Source organism: Saccharolobus shibatae B12 (assembly GCF_019175345.1).
Taxonomy (GTDB): domain Archaea; phylum Thermoproteota; class Thermoprotei_A; order Sulfolobales; family Sulfolobaceae; genus Saccharolobus; species Saccharolobus shibatae.
The window spans coordinates 977366-995129 of sequence record NZ_CP077717.1 but is presented as its reverse complement, the minus strand read 5'-3'; the positions used below and the strand labels follow the sequence as shown (position 1 = coordinate 995129).

Genomic DNA, 17764 nt, shown 5'->3' with positions numbered 1-17764 from the left:
AATTTATAGTGTTGCTTGGAGGGATTTAATTTTATTTGCTAATATCTCTATTTCCTTAGGTATTTCAATCGTGTCAGCATTAGTTATAAGCTCTCCTATAGACATCCTAAGCTTCTCGTACTCTATACCTCTTTTTCTCAAAACATTTATAATCCATCTCAAGTTTTCCTCTTTGCCTAAATCTCTTATTTCCTTCTCATCTGGATATATGCCAAGCCTTCTCAAGACCTCTAATAGGGCTTGTTTACTATAAAAATTCTCCACCTCACGACTTAAAGGAACGCAATAATCCTTTAAGGTCATATCAAGCTTGTCACATAATCCAAGGAATATCACGTCCAGGTTCAACATATTTTTCAATTTGAGCCAATGTTGTAATTCTAAGTCTGATGATACTTTATAGACAGATATACCATTATCTTCCACATTTATGTTAAGCCTCTTTAACCAATTCACTATTACAGAGGGTTCTGCTAATTCACTTGTCAGTATTATAATCCTACTAAACAAGATACTACTTAAACTGGCATTTAACAAGCTTATAGTACCCCTTAAATCTGCTGTTGGTTTCACTGTTATCGCAGTGGAATTTCCGTTAACTCTTCTCATAACGACATAACTATCCGCTGGCATTTCCACGATGTATGGGGAATGTGTAGTAAGGAAAGACTGTAATATGTTATTATCTGTCCAGTTCTTAATTAATTTCATGATTTTAGCTTGAAGAGTTGGATGCATATTCACCTCTGGTTCTTCAATTAGTAATATCTTATTTCCACTGAGCCAGATTATAAATAACATAAGTATGACTCTCTGGAAACCACTTGCAGCCAAATCTATATATATCGGCAAATTATATACGTTAAGTACCAATCTTCTTCCATCCCAAAATTCCATTCCTTTAACTTCTGGTATTGTTGCAGCTACCAAATTAACGAAATCATACCAGTACTTTCTTAAGTTAATCGGTGACTTATTCATATCAGTCATTCTCTTCAACGTTTCGTCAAAGTACGCCTGATCGAAGATAGGCACATACTCAATGGCTTGTGAAGCGTATTCAGCCAGTTTCTTTGCAACCTTCAAATCGTCCTCTCCCGGAGGAGATCCGTTTATATAAAGAGTATCCAAATTCCATTCTACAAACTTATTATTATACCTCATTTTATTTACTATCTCTAATGTTATCTTCTGATTTTTACCTACGATTTTATTTGCTTCTTCGGGCGAAAATTCCACTTTTCCTCCTATCATAATAGGTTTTGAAACATCATAACCTTGCCATAATAATATAAACTCTTGATTCCTATCTTCTACTGACCTTTTTTCTATTCCTGCTGACAAATTTTTAATAAATAAGAAGATGGATGAAAGTAGATTAGTTTTTCCATATCCGTTATAGCCAACGACTATGTTAAACCCACCTAGATCCTTTAAATTCACCTCACTGAGACTCCTAAAGTTCGACACGTAAAATTCAGTAATCCTCACTACAGATCACTCTACGGTAATACTTAGCAGAATAAAATATAATCGTTAGCAGGCTTCTTTAACGTTAATCTATTGTGAGAGAAAAAACGGAGTATTATCTGCAAAAACGCTTAAAAGACTCCTTTTATGCTACCTCCATCTACTGGTATTAAGGTACCGTTAACATAAGTAGCAAGATTGGATGCCAAAAATATTGCAATGTTAGCAATCTCTTCTGGTTCTCCTGCTCTACCAAGAGGTACATCAGCGACAATCGCCTTAAGAACTTCCTCTTCACTTTTACTCTCCCTCATCGCTCTATCTCTCACAATCTGAAGCAGCCTTTCCGTCTTTGTCCAACCAGGCATTATTCCATTTACTAAAATTCCCTTAGGTCCCAGTTCCCTTGACGCAACCTTAATTAAGCCCGCTAATGAGAGTCTCACAACATTTGATAAATCGAGGTTATCTATAGGTTGCCTTAATGTGGTTGATGTAGATAGAATTATCCTACCTCCGCTTTGCATTAGCTGACCAGCTTCTCTGACTGCAATAACTGCACTGAGTAAAAGTAGGTTAAAAGCATCTATCCAATCCCTATCTGTTAAGGAGAATAAATTTCCAGGTTTTGGACTACCGGTAACGTAAGCTAAAACCTCTAAGCCTCCAAGTTTTCTATATCCTTCATGAACGAGATACTTAACTTCTTGTGGATTCGTCAAATCTGCCTTTATATAACTTACATTGTCACCATAAATCTCCCTTAGTTTATTGTAGGCTTTTATTAGATTTGATTCTTCATGAGATGAAATAATTACTTTCGCGCCCTCTTCTAAAAAACGTTTGGCTATGGCTAAACCTATACCTTTACTTGCTGCTGTCACTATTACCTTTTTCCCCTTTATTCCCAGATCCATACAAGAAATTATCTAAAGAAATAGGTTTTGAACTTAATGCTTCTTTAACTTTTCTGAAATCTTCTTCTAGTATTTTTCTAATGGGTGGATTATAAAGAGCTGCAGCGGGATGATATGTTGGGAATACCAGAATCCTATATTCATGTCCATTCCAAGTATAAAACTTTCCTCTAACTTTCCCTATGGATTCCATTTTTATGTTCATTATCTGGAATAGATAAGATGTGGAATGCCTACCTAAAGTTATTATAATGCGAGGTCTTATCAATTCAATTTGTCTATGTAAATACGGTGAACAAGCAATTATTTCGTCCTCCTCCGGATCCCTATTATTTGGAGGCCTACATTTAACTAAATTCGTTATAAATACGTCCTCTCTACTTAGACCCAATACCTCGTTTATAAGCCTCGTTAACAGTTTACCAGCAGCCCCAACAAAAGGTTTACCCTCAATATCCTCGTTTTCGCCAGGGGCTTCTCCTACGAACATTATCTCAGCTTTATTATTACCTTCTCCAGGTACAGCGTTTTTCCTATACTTCCATAATCTACACTTTTGACATTTTCTTACCTCTTCCGCAACAAGATCCAAGGTATCCATAATTCTCAGCCGGGGATAATTCTCTTCATTATCCAGTATTTCCCATCGACCTTCATCATCCCTATATACCTATTTCTTTTAGTACATTATATATTTCCCCTTCAGCCCTACTGTCCTCCATTAACGGTTTCCTAACACTGCCGACGTTAATCCCCCTATACCTTAAACCTATCTTAATCCCGCTTGGATAATCGCCTAAGCTTACTACATCTACTAATTTATTCACCATTCTTTGAATCTCTATAGCCTTTTGAATATTACCTCTATCAAATTCCAAGTATAAATTAGTAACCAATTCTGGAACTAAATTAGAGATCCCAGAAACTGCACCATCTGCGTCATAGATAAGAGCAGAAAGGATCATCCTATCCTCTCCAATGAATACCTTAAAGTTCTTATTTACACTTTTTAATCCCTTTAAATACTTTAGGAAAGAGACGAAATCTGTGGTTGAGTATTTCATACCATCTAATACTTCCTCTTCCGCTAGTTTCTCAACTATACGAAGAGGAACATTATACCCAGTAAATGAGGGTATGTTGTACAAGAACAATGGTAAATCTATCGTGTTACGTAACTCGTTGAAATAGGTTACTAACCCTTTTTCTGAAGGTTTATGATAAATAGGTGGGACTGAAAAAATATAATCAACACCAATATCATAGTATTTTTTAGCCAATATTAGACTATTTTTGAGTGAATTCTCATTAATACCAGCGTATATTTTGCCTTTTATAATTTCACGTATTTTACTGACGATTAATATTCTCTCATCTTGAGAAAGCATATTAAACTCTCCACTAGTTCCAAGAACCCAAAAGTCCTTAATCCCATTTCTAGTTAAAAAATCCAACAATTGCTGTAATGCTTCGACATTTATATTCTCTTTATCATCAAAGGGTGTAATAAGAGCGGAAATATTGTCTTTCACGACTATATGATTTAAAACAAAACTTTATTTATTTTTATTGAGAGTTGTTTCACAGATGTCTAACTTATCACGAAGAGAATTCTCATACTTGCTTACCATAAAGAGGTATAATGACGATGGGGAGGGGGCCAAGATAAATAGGATTGCGAAAGATCTAAAAATAGCCCCATCAAGCGTTTTTGAGGAAGTATCCCATTTAGAAGAGAAAGGTTTAGTAGAAAAGAAAGAAGATGGAGTATGGATTACCAATAATGGAACAAGAAGTATAAATTACCTAATAAAGGCTCATAGAGTTATAGAGATACTACTAGTTAATATTGGAATAGATAAGCAAACAGCTTGTGAATATTCCAAACAGTTTGACTATCTTGTCCCTGAAGAAATCATTGATAAATTATATAATTACTTGGGAAGGCCATCTTACTGTCCACACGGATTGGAGATCCCACTCTGATTTCGTAAATTTAAACAAGAATTTAATAATAAACATTAAACTCAACACATCAAGTTAGCTATTTGTGACTTACGCATAAATATAGAGTTAAAAATCATTCATTCCAAATAAACCTTAACAAATTTAACTATGTTTGCTTTAAAAGTACTAACAAAGTTTTACATAATCATAAACTTTTTAAAGTTAAAACTAGATTAAGTTATTATGTTTCAAGACCCATCATTTCAAATAACCGTGACACCATTGCAATACGTACTCTCTATTATTTCTGGAATATTAGTAGGATTCAGTCTTGGTCTTATTGGGGGAGGAGGTTCAATCCTTGCAATTCCGCTTCTATTGTATTTTGTTGGGCTAGCAAATGGAATTGCACCAGGGACGCCAGAATACAATTACATAACACATCTTACTTTAGGAACTACTGCACTTGCTGTTGGTATTAATGCATATATTAATTCCTATATGCACTTCAAGAGAGGAAACGTTAGGGTATCAGAGGGAATAATATTCACAATTCCAGGGATAATAGGGGATATAATAGGGGCTTATTTAAGTCATTTAATGTCAGGTGCACTAATACTATTTCTCTTCGGCTTTCTAATGATAGCGGTGGCAATCAGAATGTGGAAATCTAAATGCAATCCTAATCAAAGTATATTAAGCAATAACTCTCATAAACTAACTCTGCGTGAAAGGATAAAAATAGATAAAGTGATCCCAGCGGGATTTCTAGTAGGATTCGCATCAGGCTATTTCGGGATAGGAGGAGGGTTTCTAGTAGTCCCAGGTTTGCTATTTAGTACTGGGTTAGATATGCTTAGGGCTGTAGGTACATCACTTATTGCAGTAGGTACATTTGGCGTTGCAGCAGCCATTACATACGCGGTGTATGGGTATGTTGATATATTAATAAGCCTATTATACTTAGTAGGAGGAGTAGCAGGTGGATATGCTGGCTCCACGATTGCATCGAGAATGCCAAGACAAACTTTAAGAAAGTTATTTGCAATAATTATTATTCTTGTTGCTATATATACTATGTACGTAAATAGAGTAGGAGTAGTAGATCTATTGCATTTTCTGTAAATCTTGATAATATTTTTCAATTTCATCCGATATAATATCCAATGATCTTTTTACGTTTTCAAGTATTAACTCATAATTTTCCTCCTCTAAACCCTTATTGATATTATTTACCAAATCTCTAAAACTTTCCATATTAGAAAATTTTCTGAAGAACCCCGTTAGTTCCTTCCTAACCCATTTGAATATGGTTCTATCCTTTCTCTCTTCAATATGTAATTTCACCTTTTCTAAAGACACCTTAGCTAAAATTAAATCTTGAAGTTCATAGAATTTTTTTGTAGTAGACATTACATGAAATAACTTGCTAAAGGATTTTATATAGATACGCTTAATGCTGAGGAATAAAGTTATAATTTATTATATACCCATTATCGCTTATGAAAGATTCTGAGTATTATGTTTGGGTATTAGTGGGATCAATAATATTAACAATTATACTACTTTCCATGGCTCCCTTAGTTCCAATAGATGAACCACTTGTATATAGGGCAAGTAGTGGAGTAACATATAATCTCACAATTCCAGTAGGAGTATCATTTTCTGCATTTATAGCACTGATTATGTTTATAATATCTATTTTATTAGTTTCAAGTTATAAAAACGATTATTACAATGTGATCATTGACGCATCTGCTATAAGTTTTGCATTTTTAAATTATCTTAATTATTACCTCATATGGTATGTATGGAGGCCACAAATACAAATACTACCTTTTCTTATTGAAATAGGTTATAATCATGCTACCACATTACAACTGGATATAGGTCAGATAGTAATTGTTATATTCTTGTATAGACTATATAAAAGATTGAGAAGGCCCCGTTCTCTATCTGGGCCCGACGAGAAGTTATAAAACGAGTGAAGGCTCTCAGCCGAACGGGGCACATGATGATGCCTACATCGTCTAGACTAGTGAAGAAGGGTCGATAGACTGACCTACTCATAATATATTAGAACATAGTACGTAACATTATACTGATTCCATATTGGAATCAAATAGATCGTATTCGGAGATGCGTTAAAGAATGTAATTTCTACTTGAGTAGCTACAATTTGATCATCAATAACTGTTGTATTAATCACACTAACATTAAAAATTTGCTGGGTTACAGCTATGTTCACTCTATCGTGAGCTGAGTAATAAATAGTTATTATAGCTGAGTTATTGAATGAATTCAAATCAATTATACTTGGATAAACATGGAATACTGGATCCTTGTTAATTACCAAAGAAGATTGGAGAGGGGAATAAATAAGGTAGGAGTTTATATAACTCCCATTTGCTGGTCTTGCATTGACAGTTAACTCATACATTTGTGGGGCATAGCCAGATTGTCGTTCAACAATGTTAGGCTTTTTTATACTATATGTTATAAACATATGAGAGACATAAACTACTAAAGACGCAATAGCTAAGCTGACCAATACGCCAGCGATAATCATTAAGTACTGTTTCACAATAACTACGATATTCACATGGTATATATATCTATTCGCTACAACTATAATATTATTAAAAAAGATAAGAACATTCCCTACTCTAGTAAGCTTTCCTAGAACTTATCAAGTTATGAGAACTTTCAATTTCTTTATTTGAATAAACTGAAGAATACATTTAGAATGAGGAGAAACTAGATTTTTTAGATAGAAAACCTTATTTGTAACGTTAAACTATAAGTAGTTAATGGAAGAGGAGTTGACAGGGACTGCTAGGAAAATATACATCTACCTTCTTAGGCAGAAAAGACCGGTTGGAATTAGGAAAATACAAAAGGATCTTAATTTAAGTTCTCCATCCATCGTAAGTTATCACATTAAGAAACTAATTGAAGATGGCCTCGTTAAGGAAGTTGATGAGGGATATATAGTTACTAAAGTGATATTAGAAGATTACGTAAGGTTTAGAAGTGCAATTGTCCCGAGATCGATCTTTCTTACTTCTTTTCTAGTCTCCTCACTTGTAATTCTAATATATCTTATTATAAGTCATCCATTTTCAGCTGATATATTTTCGTTAGTAGTAGTTTTCATAATAACCGTGATTTCAGTTTACGATGTAACTAGAAAATATAAAAAGCTCAAATCTTTGTAATGTAATAATAGAATAAAAGTATAGTAATAAAGGAGAGAGAAACAGTTATCAAAGATGGATAAATATAGATAGGATTCTTATCATTAGACCATATAATGAAGTCTAGGAGAAAGGATCCAAATTGAGCAATTAAGAAGCTACCAAGTAATACTAAAACTGTAGTTAACTTCCCTCTAAATTCTTTTCTCATCCTTACAAATTCCAACACTACTAGGCTGGATAGAATCAGTGCAATTATTGCAATAGAGATATGAAGATACCACATCTTAAACATATGATGAATGATTAACAAGCTGACATTATTAAACTTTTACCCATATTTATCGACCTCTAGGTTTGACAAAACAACAAGCAAAAAGTTTAAACGTTTTAAGTATTAGTAATAATGATGATTACGACAAAAAGAATTAAGGTGATCGTAGCAAAATTAGGTTTAGATGGCCACGATAGAGGAGCAAAAGTGGTTGCAAGGGCGCTAAAAGATGCGGGAATGGAGGTAGTATATACTGGATTAAGACAAACTCCAGAACAGATAGTAAAAGCTGCATTACAAGAGGACGCAGATGTCATAGGAATTAGTATATTAAGTGGAGCTCATTTGGAGTTAATACCAAAAGTAATAGAGATAATGAGGCAAAATGGGTTAAATGATGTAGGACTAATAGTGGGAGGAGTAATTCCTCCAGAGGATATTAAAAAATTGAAAGATATGGGAGTGGATGAAGTATTTCTACCTGGAAGTAGTCTTAAAGAAATAGTAGAGAAGGTTAAAAAAGTAGCAAGGCAAAAAAGAGGTATAGATGTTGAATAACAATTTACCAAAATTAATAGAAGAAGCCTTAAATGGAAATGAGTTAGCAATAGCCAGATTATTAACAAAGATTGAGTATATGACCGATGAAGGAATAAGCGCATTAGGAGCTCTCTCGAAGAGATCAGGGAATGCACATGTGATTGGCATAACTGGAATCCCTGGGGCAGGGAAGAGCACCCTAATAGGAGGACTGATCCAGGAGTACGTATCTAGAGGACATCGAGTCGGAGTGATAGTAATAGATCCATCTAGCCCATACACTATGGGTTCCTTTATGGGAAATAGGTTAAGGTTTCAAGATAAGACAATGCTCAAGAACGTTTTCGTAAGAAGTATAGGATCTAGAGGATATCTTGGTGGGATTTCAGCAGAGGCACTAATGCTTACTGAAGCTCTAGATGGATTAGGATATGATAAAATAATAATAGAGACCGTTGGAGCTGGACAAACAGATACGGAAGTAGAGCAGAGTGTCCACACAATTCTAGTAGTAACAATACCTGGTGCGGGAGATGATATACAAGCGTTAAAGGCTGGAATAATGGAAATTGGTGATATATACGTTTTAAATAAGGCTGATAGACCAGATGCTGAATTGGCATTTAATACACTAAAATTCGCCATAGATAGCTCCGAGATTTCCTACAGAGATGGATGGAAACCACTTATCGTTAAGGCTGTAGCAATAAAAAATGAGGGAATTAGTGAATTAGTGAACAAAATAGAGGATCATCTTAATTATTTGAAACAAAAAGAGTTATTTAAAAAGAGAATAATAGACAGAAGAGCTAAAATAGTTGAGTTAATAGCGAGAAGAAAAATAGATGAAATAATAAGTGAAATAGTTAAAAAGAACTACAACACAATTATAAATGAAGATATTACAGAAGCTATCCCAAAAGTCATACATAATGTAAAAGAATTACTTAGGTAAAATCCCCCTTCTTTTCATCTCCCTAACTACCAATTCTCCAATCCTTGACAGACCGTAATATTTATGGTGAGTCCTTGTTTCCTTTTTCGGCTTGGCTTTTCTATCGGCAAATTTAATTATTTTCGAATTCTTTTCTTCTAATAATCCCATCTTAGCTAACTCCTCAATCTTTGGTGTAATCTCTTCTAGCCTCTTATGAGTCAATTTTGCATACGTTAGGGCATGATCTGCGTTAAGTTCATCTGCTAGTCTAAGAATATTTAACGCTAGATTATCATTCTTGACGATATCCATATAGGCATCGATTAACATTCTATCTTCTAAATGCCTTAATAGATGATCTCCTTCTCTGGTGAGTTTATAATACGTATGATGCTTGTGTACCTCAGAACTAAGCTTAAATTTGGCTTCAGTATTCTTTAGGGTTGCACCGTGAACTCTCTCTATTAAACCTAATTTTTCAAGGTCATCCAATATCTCAACTATCTCAGCCAATGGAATCTTGGTGTTTAGCATTATCGACTTACCATAGTCTACATTAGCAATTTTCAAGTGTTTTAGAATAGTAAGATATCTTATATCTCTCAATATTATCCTAAGTTTAGCGCTTAATTCCTCTTTATCACTCATTTCATCCCCTTGAGAAAATTAACAATTTTTTCATTAAACGTGTTTGGATCATCTAAATAACAAGCGTGATTTTTACCTACAATTTCTAGTTTCACATTTTTGACTTTATCTAATATTAACTCATAATTTCTTTTAGGAGAAATAGTATCACGAGAACCCCAAATTAATAGTAAGGGAATCTTATTTAGTTTTGATAATTGGACCTCAAACCCCTCTACACCCACAGCACCTACTAGTACTAGCCCAGAAACAGATTCAGTATATTTAAGACTAAATTCTAATACTGCCTTCCCACCCATCGAGGCACCCAGCAATATTGCCTTATTGATACCTAGAGAATTCATGAAGAGATTTATGAACTCTGAGAGACTAATGCCTTCAATCTTTTCAGAAGATCCAAATCCCGGAAAGTCCACCGAAATTGCCTTGTACCCTATACTCGAAATTGAGTCAACTGTATTAGTCTCTACCCACGTTCTTGCGTTGAACCTCGCACCGTGAAATAAAAGAACTGGAGAACCGTCTCCACTCTCAATGTAATGTATTTTACGTCCTTTTACCTCTAAGAACTTATCTATTAACTGTTGCATGAATAATTACTGGTTCAAAAAGTTATAAGCTTTTTTACATTTTTAACAGAATGAAATACTTAATGATAACTTTAGAAAAAGGGAGACAATAAAGTTTATAGAAACAAACCTTTATAAACTTTAAATTAAATTAATGAAATTGATATGTATGACAAAGGTACTTGTTTTAGGAGCTAGGTTCGGTGGCTTAAGTGCTGCATATACTCTAAAAAGATTAGCCGGAAACAAAGCCGAAATCAAAGTAATTAACAATACAAGATTTTCTTACTTTAGACCAGCACTACCTCATGTAGCTACTGGAGTTATTGACGAGGATGACGTAAAGGTAGATCTAACTAAAGCACTACCCGAAAAAAGAATGAACTTTCAGCAAGGTACAGTAGAGAAAATAGATGCTAGCGGTGGTCTTGTATATTACACTAAACCAGATGGGAACAAGGCAGAAGAAGACTATGACTATCTAATTATAGCTCTGGGAGCACATCTAGGTACCGAACTCGTTAAGGGATGGGATAAGTATGGTTATAGCGTTTGTGAACTGGATTATGCTCTGAAATTGAGAGAAAAATTAAAGGATTTTAAAGGTGGAACAATTGCAATAGGATCTGGGTTATTTTATCAGGGCAAGAGTCCAAAGCCTAAAGTCCCAGAGAATTATGTACCAGTTGCAGATGCAGCTTGTGAAGGACCAATATTCGAAATGTCATTAATGTTATCAGGATACTTTAAGAAGAAAGGAATGCTAAATAAGGTAAAGTTTGTCGTATTCTCACCCGGTGAATATTTGTCAGATCTATCTACAATGTCAAGAAAGATAGTTAGAGAAATGTATAAGCAAATGGGGATTGAACTAGTTGACAACTTTAGGATAAAAGAAATTAGAGAGAATGAGATAGTAGATGAGGCCGGAAAGACAATTGAAGCTGACCTAACCATATTAATTCCACCGTATACTGGGAATCCAGCCTTAAAGAACTCTACACCAGACTTAATTGATGATGGTGGATTTGTTCCAACAGATCTCAATATGGTCTCAATAAAGTACGATAACGTTTACGCAGTAGGTGATGCAAATTCCCTTACAGTACCTAAATTAGGTTATTTAGCAGTAAAGACTGGAAATGTTGCAGCACAACATTTAGCTACGAGATTAGGAGTACAAGTAAAAGTTGATCAATATTATCCTACTATAATATGTGTTGCTGATAATCCCTTTGAAGGATTTGGAGTAGCTGTAAAAGATGATACATGGTATGGAGGAACTACTTCAATAGCTGCTCCTTCACCGATAAATCATATGAAGAAGGAATTATTCCATAAGTATTTCATTTGGACTAAAGGAGATATGGCGTTAGAAAAGTTCCTAGCGAGCTGGTGAATTAATGTGACTAATGGAGAATTGTATGCTTTAGACAATTTACTGAAAGATGAAAAACTTAACAGTCTTAACAAAATCCTAGACATAATAAACACTACTGATAGACTTGGCATACTTGACGTAATTAAAGGAATATTAGAAGATGAAAACACAATAGGAAAGATAATAGGATCACTTACTAGCGATGACGTTTTAGAATTATTAGCGAATTGGGATAAAGTCATAAAGACCACTAAGTTATTTATTAATGATGACAATATATACAATATACAGTTCTTAATAAATCTTATAGATAAAGTTAGGAGCAAAGGAATTTTAGACCCCATAATTGGACTATTAGAAGATGAAGAAAGCTTAGGAAAGATAATAAATGCTCTAATAAACGATTTCACATTAAGCCTAATCAACCATTGGGATGAGATTACTAATGATCTGTCAAGAATAGATCTAACTAACTTCAAATATTATACTTTATTGGTTTCTGCAACTGGAGAAGCCTTAAAAACCGAAAATGTAAAACCCATAACCAGTATTTGGGAAATTTACAAGTTATTAAAGGATCCGGATATTCAAAGAGGACTGGGAGTAGCTGCATCTGTACTAAAACACATTGGAAAATTGTACGTACCCGACAAGGGATTAGCCTTTGAGGCAGAGAAAAACTCTAAGACTTGAGTAATATATCTAGAATCTCGTCTTTAGCTACTCTTTCTCCTACATCTATTTCAAAACTTTTCCCTATTTTTAGATACTTTATAAGAGTGGAGACTCTAACATTCCATGGCGGGATTGAAAATAACGATAAGGCCTTCTTAAATTCCTCACCTTTTATGAGAAACGCTTTTGTTGGGGACACTGTAAACACGTAATCTACGTCAGCCGAATTATAAGTAGGAGAAGCCGAGTCATTATAGGACTCTATTATCACGTTTTCATAGTTTCTAAATACATCTATAGTACAATTGTCTACTAGTTGTGGAGAAGCGTCTATTATCTCTCTCATTTTATCATATGATTTTGCATTAAATTTTAGGGCTAGGTTTCTAGTAAATTTCAGCATTGATTTCGGCACATATATATCTGCACTACTGTTTACAAAATACTGATCTATACCATTAATGCAGTCGCTTAACCTTATTAAATATGGAAATCCATACTCCATTATCATATTATATAGAGATACGTTGTAGCTTACCTTTTCCAAATCTATAGGAACGAAAAGAACAGCAAATGGATTAATTCTCCTAATATCATATTTTGTTTCATCATAATACTTTAAAGCATCATTCCCAACCAATATTCCTAACTCTTCACTCCTTATGAGAGTGTTAAAGCTATACCAAGCATTATGCCCAGCAATTGGCTTGAATGGAAACAATCTGATTCCTACTTGATTAAATAGTCGAATTATGGATAACGAAAATGTTGTCTTACCCGAATCCAGTGGTAGTAGACCGTTTACTAGTATTCTCATCCCAAGGATTTTCTAATTAATGCCATCTCATATAAATACTTCTTAGATTCTTGAAGGATTTTCTCTTTAAATGATAGTAAAAATAGCGAAGACATTAGGATGTGTTTTCTACTATCGTAATCTATGCCGCCTAATTTTATGCCTATCACGCTCTCAGCGTAATCGATATCTTCCTTGATCTTTGCTATAGTATCCTCACTAATTTTCCATATATCCTTAATTAATTCGAACGACTCCCAATTAAAGAATCTAGCAGCAGTTTGTAGATCATGTTTAAAATTAACGTAATTCTGTTTGAATATATCCCATTCTTTCTCATCTAAATTGCTTAAAGACGAAATTCCTATTAGTTCTGGTGGTATTCCTATTGAATATAGTGAACCCACGAAAGAAATTGCCCTAGGTAAGCTAACCTTGCCTGCGCTTCTAGAATATCCAAAAAGGCCAATATGAAGTTTTCTGGCTCTTCTTCTAGGAAGTAGCACGGAGACGTCATTTATAGCGTTTGCAAGACTTTCTATAATTGGCTGGTAACGTTCAGTATATAAGATCGTTATCTTTCTTAGAACATCCTCCTCGTATTTTTCCAATATTTTAGCTGGGCTAATCCTTGAGTTATTTATTGAAGAAATAGCATTTTTTACTTTGTCATACTCATAGTCATACTTAAACGCTGATTGAATCGTATATGTATAAACTCCCTTATACTCTTCCAATGTTTTTTCATAGTTTTCAGGAGATAAATGACCTCTAAATGGAAGCGAACCAACACCAATTATTGGATATATTTCAAAGTTTAACGATTCTGAAAGTTTGTATAATTCGCTTAAGGCAATCTTTACTGATAGAACTGCTGTTATCATTCCATAATTCATTGCTGGATCCGACCTGGCTAAAAAGACTCTCATATACTTAGGTTTAATTACCTTATAATACCCCTCCACTATATTGTCAATATTTTGAAGAGAGTCCCTATCTTCGACTAGTGGTATAACTTCTATTACTTTAGGATATATTTCTCCAACTAAATCCTTTACTTTTACACCATCGTAAAGTTCTAGTTCATCTTCATTTGCAACTGCTTTTTCGTAATACCTAGCCACACTTATTATCTCTAAATTACTAGTTGTCATTGGTAAAATTACTTCAAAAACTGGCACCGTAATCCCATTACCGTAAAATTTCTCTGCCAAATCATAAGTTATTGGAATACTCTCCATGGTTTCGGCAAATACTTTTCTATCAGCACCTTCCACCTTTGGGTTAGGTAACCTATAAGTTAGAAACAGATCTTTACCTAAAATATGTTCTCTAAAGTAATCTGAATAATTTGACAATAGCTTTCTTACCACATGAGTATCTACATCTTTTCCCTCAGCATCCCACATTACCTCATGAACTCCATACATACTATAAGCTAGGAAGGCTTCTTTAACTTCATCTTCTCCTTCGATAACTTCGCTTTTTGCCCACTCTGGTACTTTCGCATTATCGGGATGTTGTGTTGACATAGTGCGCGGTATGATTCTCATTTTACTAACTGACTATGAGTAAGAAGTAAAAATATTTTGTCTAAATTCTTATATCCGAATTACGCTAGAGTTAAATTAGTATGAACGTAGGAGAAGAAGCACCAGATTTCGAGGCTGAATCCACTCTCGGAAAAATTAAGTTATCAGATTTTAGAGGGAAAAAAGTAATATTATACTTCTACCCAAAATCCTTTACCAGTGGTTGTACAAGGGAACTACAAAGATTTACTGAGCTCTATGACGAATTCAAAAAATTGAATGCTGAGGTAATAGGTGTTAGTGTAGATAAAATTGATACCCAGAAAAAATTCGCAGAGAAATATGGAGCTAAATTCCCAATAGTTGCCGATGACCAGAAAACAATATCGAAACTTTATAGTGTATTAAACGAAAGGGGGACTAGTGCCCAAAGAGTGACTTTCATAATAGACGAAAATGGCAAAATAGTAGATATCTTGAAAAATCTGAAGAAGGCAGAGGAACACGCTGACAAATCATTAGAGATAATAAAGAAACAAAATTCAACTTAAAACTCTTTTATACAATTTTCTTTTGAAAGAATCCAAGGGATTATTTATCACATTTGGAATTTCATTTATTATGTCAGTAGGTGTCAAATGAGCTCCGAGCCTATTATATGCTAAAGTTCCAGCTAGGCTATTTATGAAAACCCCTAAATATGCGGCTATAAATGGTTCGATTTTTTGAGCCATTAATGTTGCTGTTATACCAGTCAACGTATCCCCACTCCCACCCACAGTCATGCCTGGGTTACCAGTTTTATTTAATTTAAACCTTTTACCATCACTTATTATATCAACATACCCCTTAAGTAGAACTGTACATTTACATTTCTTAGCATAACTAATTACTTGGCTTATTCTATCTCTTATGTTCTTATTCGGTTCTTCTCCAAAGAATATCTTGAATTCACCTGCATGGGGTGTTATTACAGCATTTTCATACAAATCGAACCCACTTATTGCCTTAAGTGCATCAGCATCAATAACAGCTAGCTTATTCTTCTCTTTAAGATAATTCACAATTAGTTTAGAAGCCTCAATAGTCTCCTCAGCTAGACCCATTCCCGGACCTATAACCACCACATCTGCTCTATCTATCCACGATTTCAATTCTTCAAAATTGTCTGGAGAAATGTTCTTTCCCCTTAATTTTATTGTAATTAAGTCTGGAGAGTATCCCGCTATAATTCTAGCCGTATCCTCTGGTGATGCTACATAAACTAGGTCAGCTCCAGCTCTCAAAGCACCCATAGCGGCTAGAGTTGGTGCACCACTAAAAGTGTAACTTCCTCCAATTACTAGTACTCTTCCACTATCACCCTTCTTAGAGTAATAAGGTCTACTACGCACGTTAACTATCAAATCCCCTGGCCCAACATATATTTTGGCTTCTACTGGAATACCTATTTTCGTAACCACAGTATTGAAATTATACTTTAATAAGCCAGGTTTGATATCGTGAAACGTGACAACCAGATCCGGTTTAACATAATCGTCTTCATATGCTTCACCAGTATCAGCATTTATCCCAGAGGGAACATCTATAGAAACCTTGAACCCTTTACTATTATTGAACGCTTTTATCGCACTTCTAAACGGTTCTCTTGGCTTTCCAGAGAATCCCGTACCTAACATGGCATCGATTAAAATATCAGCAGAGATTGGCTTTAGTTCATCCATATCCTTTATCTTAACTAACGTTATTGAATAGTCCATCTCTTCTATGACATTAAGATTAAGGATTGCATCCTCGTGTTTATTTTCTCCCAATAAAATTACGGTTACCTTAGCACCTTCATCGGCTAAATGTCTCGCTGCAACTAACCCGTCACCACCTTTTCCACCATGTCCTACATAAACATATGCTACCTTATCCTTTACGTTAAATCTCTTTACTATTTCGTCTTTAACGGATCTACCTGCATTCTCCATGAGTAATAATGTAGACACGCCTAAAGCAGAACTATTTATTTCCAAAGCCCTCATTTCTTTTACCGAAATCATATACTTGAATATAAAAAAATGGGTATAAATGCAATTCAGTCGCGAGTTACTACATCATTGATCAGAATTGGAGTTATTCATCACGCTAAGCTTAAATAGGAGGAATGTCCTTATAATTTTAATTAGTACTTCTTTATGTAAGCTTTCTAGTAACTTAGAACAGTATTATTATGTGTGATGGAATGATAACAATATTAAGTTAGACTATAATTAAAGTTTATAAACCTTGGATTAGTATATTAATGTAGGTGTTTGTTATGGCTCTCGGAAAAGAAACCGAAATGGGTCTAAAGGAGTTATTTAAAGCAAATGCAGAAGATTTTATGTCATTAATGCTAGTAGCTGAGAAATTAGAGCAACTAGGAAAGAAAGAAGAAGCTAAGGCATTAAGAGAGAAGGCATTAGTAGAATTAGGGCACGCTAAGGCAATCTTCGAGACCTTATTAAAGAACCAAGAATTAAGAGGAATAGTAGGGGAGATGGCTAAAGAAGAGCAAGAACAACATATAAGTGAGTATAATAAGGTTGCAATGACAGCAAAACAAGAAGGACATGAAGACATTGAAAAAATGCTATGCAGTTTTGCGGATCAAGAGGCTAAGATTGCAGAAACGATAGCAAAGGTTTCTAAAGTCTTAAATGAAATGGCTAAGGAAGAGGACATGCAACATATAAGTGAGTATAATAAGGTTGCAATGACAGCAAAACAAGAAGGACATGAAGACATTGAAAAAATGCTATGCGCATTCGCCGAACAAGAAGCAAAAATCTCAGAAACAATTAAATCTGTCGCCAAAGCCTTGTAAAGCTATTTTGCTTTTTAATTTTTCCAT

The 17764-nt window shown here is 34.5% G+C and carries 22 protein-coding genes; 10 read left to right on the top strand and 12 right to left on the bottom strand.

Translation table 11 applies throughout. The features are described 5' to 3' along the window. Positions 1-3: 3 nt before the first annotated feature. From J5U23_RS05515 to J5U23_RS05500, 4 genes are all read right to left on the bottom strand, one after another. Entirely contained in the window at positions 4-1491 is a 1488-nt protein-coding gene (locus tag J5U23_RS05515; RefSeq protein WP_218259820.1) for an ATP-dependent nuclease, read from the bottom strand. A 110-nt stretch (positions 1492-1601) separates the two neighbouring features. Continuing rightward, positions 1602-2387, bottom strand: coding sequence for an SDR family oxidoreductase (locus tag J5U23_RS05510; RefSeq protein ID WP_218267219.1), 786 nt, complete (start codon positions 2385-2387; stop codon positions 1602-1604). After that, the gene (udg, locus tag J5U23_RS05505; protein ID WP_218259818.1) at positions 2338-2988 is read right to left on the bottom strand and encodes a type-4 uracil-DNA glycosylase; all 651 of its coding nucleotides are present in this window, start codon (positions 2986-2988) and stop codon (positions 2338-2340) included. The genes J5U23_RS05510 and udg overlap by 50 nt, the downstream gene beginning before the upstream one ends. 61 nt (positions 2989-3049) lie before the next feature. Continuing rightward, entirely contained in the window at positions 3050-3919 is an 870-nt protein-coding gene (locus J5U23_RS05500) for a dihydrodipicolinate synthase family protein (protein ID WP_218267218.1), read from the bottom strand. Positions 3920-3974: 55 nt separating this feature from the next. Between J5U23_RS05500 and J5U23_RS05495 the strand changes: the two genes are divergently transcribed. After that, a complete protein-coding gene (locus J5U23_RS05495) occupies positions 3975-4373 on the top strand; it encodes a metal-dependent transcriptional regulator (protein WP_218259816.1) in 399 nt (132 codons plus the stop codon). 204 nt (positions 4374-4577) lie between these two features. Further along, entirely contained in the window at positions 4578-5459 is an 882-nt protein-coding gene (locus J5U23_RS05490; protein WP_218267217.1) for a sulfite exporter TauE/SafE family protein, read from the top strand. On the opposite strand, the gene J5U23_RS05485 is transcribed toward J5U23_RS05490, so the two are convergent. Further along, positions 5442-5747: a hypothetical protein gene (locus J5U23_RS05485; protein WP_218259813.1), complete on the bottom strand. Its 306-nt coding sequence runs from the start codon at positions 5745-5747 to the stop codon at positions 5442-5444. The two genes, J5U23_RS05490 and J5U23_RS05485, sit on opposite strands and share 18 nt — an antisense overlap. 89 nt (positions 5748-5836) lie before the next feature. On the opposite strand from J5U23_RS05485, the gene J5U23_RS05480 reads away from it, so the two are divergent. Further along, the gene (locus J5U23_RS05480; RefSeq protein WP_218259812.1) at positions 5837-6313 is read left to right on the top strand and encodes a hypothetical protein; all 477 of its coding nucleotides are present in this window, start codon (positions 5837-5839) and stop codon (positions 6311-6313) included. A gap of 83 nt (positions 6314-6396) precedes the next feature. On the opposite strand, the gene J5U23_RS05475 is transcribed toward J5U23_RS05480, so the two are convergent. After that, complete coding sequence (locus J5U23_RS05475) at positions 6397-6936, bottom strand: hypothetical protein (RefSeq protein WP_218267216.1); 540 nt, start codon at positions 6934-6936, stop codon at positions 6397-6399. Positions 6937-7144: 208 nt separating this feature from the next. Here J5U23_RS05475 and J5U23_RS05470 point away from each other — a divergent pair, with 208 nt between their 5' ends. Further along, the gene (locus J5U23_RS05470) at positions 7145-7552 is read left to right on the top strand and encodes a winged helix-turn-helix domain-containing protein (protein WP_218267212.1); all 408 of its coding nucleotides are present in this window, start codon (positions 7145-7147) and stop codon (positions 7550-7552) included. Here J5U23_RS05470 and J5U23_RS05465 read toward each other — a convergent pair. Continuing rightward, the gene (locus J5U23_RS05465; protein ID WP_218259809.1) at positions 7539-7826 is read right to left on the bottom strand and encodes a hypothetical protein; all 288 of its coding nucleotides are present in this window, start codon (positions 7824-7826) and stop codon (positions 7539-7541) included. The genes J5U23_RS05470 and J5U23_RS05465 overlap by 14 nt on opposite strands. Positions 7827-7937: 111 nt before the next feature. On the opposite strand from J5U23_RS05465, the gene J5U23_RS05460 reads away from it, so the two are divergent. Together J5U23_RS05460 and meaB are read left to right on the top strand one after the other, a co-directional pair. Next, entirely contained in the window at positions 7938-8363 is a 426-nt protein-coding gene (locus J5U23_RS05460; protein WP_218259808.1) for a cobalamin B12-binding domain-containing protein, read from the top strand. Beyond that, positions 8353-9300, top strand: a complete 948-nt coding sequence (gene meaB, locus J5U23_RS05455; RefSeq protein ID WP_218267210.1) for a methylmalonyl Co-A mutase-associated GTPase MeaB — start codon at positions 8353-8355, stop codon at positions 9298-9300. The genes J5U23_RS05460 and meaB overlap by 11 nt, the downstream gene beginning before the upstream one ends. Here the strand turns inward: meaB and J5U23_RS05450 are convergent. After that, a complete protein-coding gene (locus J5U23_RS05450; RefSeq protein WP_218267208.1) occupies positions 9289-9930 on the bottom strand; it encodes a DUF2250 domain-containing protein in 642 nt (213 codons plus the stop codon). The two genes, meaB and J5U23_RS05450, sit on opposite strands and share 12 nt — an antisense overlap. Then, positions 9927-10520, bottom strand: coding sequence for an alpha/beta fold hydrolase (locus J5U23_RS05445; RefSeq protein WP_218267207.1), 594 nt, complete (start codon positions 10518-10520; stop codon positions 9927-9929). Before J5U23_RS05445 ends, J5U23_RS05450 begins: the two co-directional genes overlap by 4 nt. A gap of 133 nt (positions 10521-10653) precedes the next feature. Here J5U23_RS05445 and J5U23_RS05440 point away from each other — a divergent pair, with 133 nt between their 5' ends. Together J5U23_RS05440 and J5U23_RS05435 are read left to right on the top strand one after the other, a co-directional pair. Beyond that, positions 10654-11898: an NAD(P)/FAD-dependent oxidoreductase gene (locus J5U23_RS05440; RefSeq protein WP_218267206.1), complete on the top strand. Its 1245-nt coding sequence runs from the start codon at positions 10654-10656 to the stop codon at positions 11896-11898. Between the two features lie 6 nt (positions 11899-11904). Beyond that, a complete protein-coding gene (locus tag J5U23_RS05435) occupies positions 11905-12573 on the top strand; it encodes a DUF1641 domain-containing protein (protein WP_218267204.1) in 669 nt (222 codons plus the stop codon). On the opposite strand, the gene J5U23_RS05430 is transcribed toward J5U23_RS05435, so the two are convergent. Together J5U23_RS05430 and ppcA are read right to left on the bottom strand one after the other, a co-directional pair. Then, positions 12563-13372: an ATPase gene (locus J5U23_RS05430; protein WP_218267202.1), complete on the bottom strand. Its 810-nt coding sequence runs from the start codon at positions 13370-13372 to the stop codon at positions 12563-12565. The genes J5U23_RS05435 and J5U23_RS05430 overlap by 11 nt on opposite strands. Then, on the bottom strand, positions 13369-14904 hold the full coding sequence (gene ppcA, locus J5U23_RS05425; protein ID WP_218259801.1) for a phosphoenolpyruvate carboxylase: 1536 nt from the start codon (positions 14902-14904) through the stop codon (positions 13369-13371). The genes J5U23_RS05430 and ppcA overlap by 4 nt, the downstream gene beginning before the upstream one ends. Before the next feature lie 80 nt (positions 14905-14984). On the opposite strand from ppcA, the gene J5U23_RS05420 reads away from it, so the two are divergent. Beyond that, a complete protein-coding gene (locus J5U23_RS05420) occupies positions 14985-15434 on the top strand; it encodes a peroxiredoxin (RefSeq protein ID WP_218259800.1) in 450 nt (149 codons plus the stop codon). On the opposite strand, the gene J5U23_RS05415 is transcribed toward J5U23_RS05420, so the two are convergent. After that, a complete protein-coding gene (locus J5U23_RS05415; RefSeq protein ID WP_218267201.1) occupies positions 15426-16931 on the bottom strand; it encodes an NAD(P)H-hydrate dehydratase in 1506 nt (501 codons plus the stop codon). The two genes, J5U23_RS05420 and J5U23_RS05415, sit on opposite strands and share 9 nt — an antisense overlap. A gap of 257 nt (positions 16932-17188) precedes the next feature. Between J5U23_RS05415 and J5U23_RS05410 the strand changes: the two genes are divergently transcribed. After that, complete coding sequence (locus J5U23_RS05410; RefSeq protein ID WP_218267200.1) at positions 17189-17737, top strand: rubrerythrin; 549 nt, start codon at positions 17189-17191, stop codon at positions 17735-17737. Positions 17738-17764 lie beyond the last annotated feature (27 nt).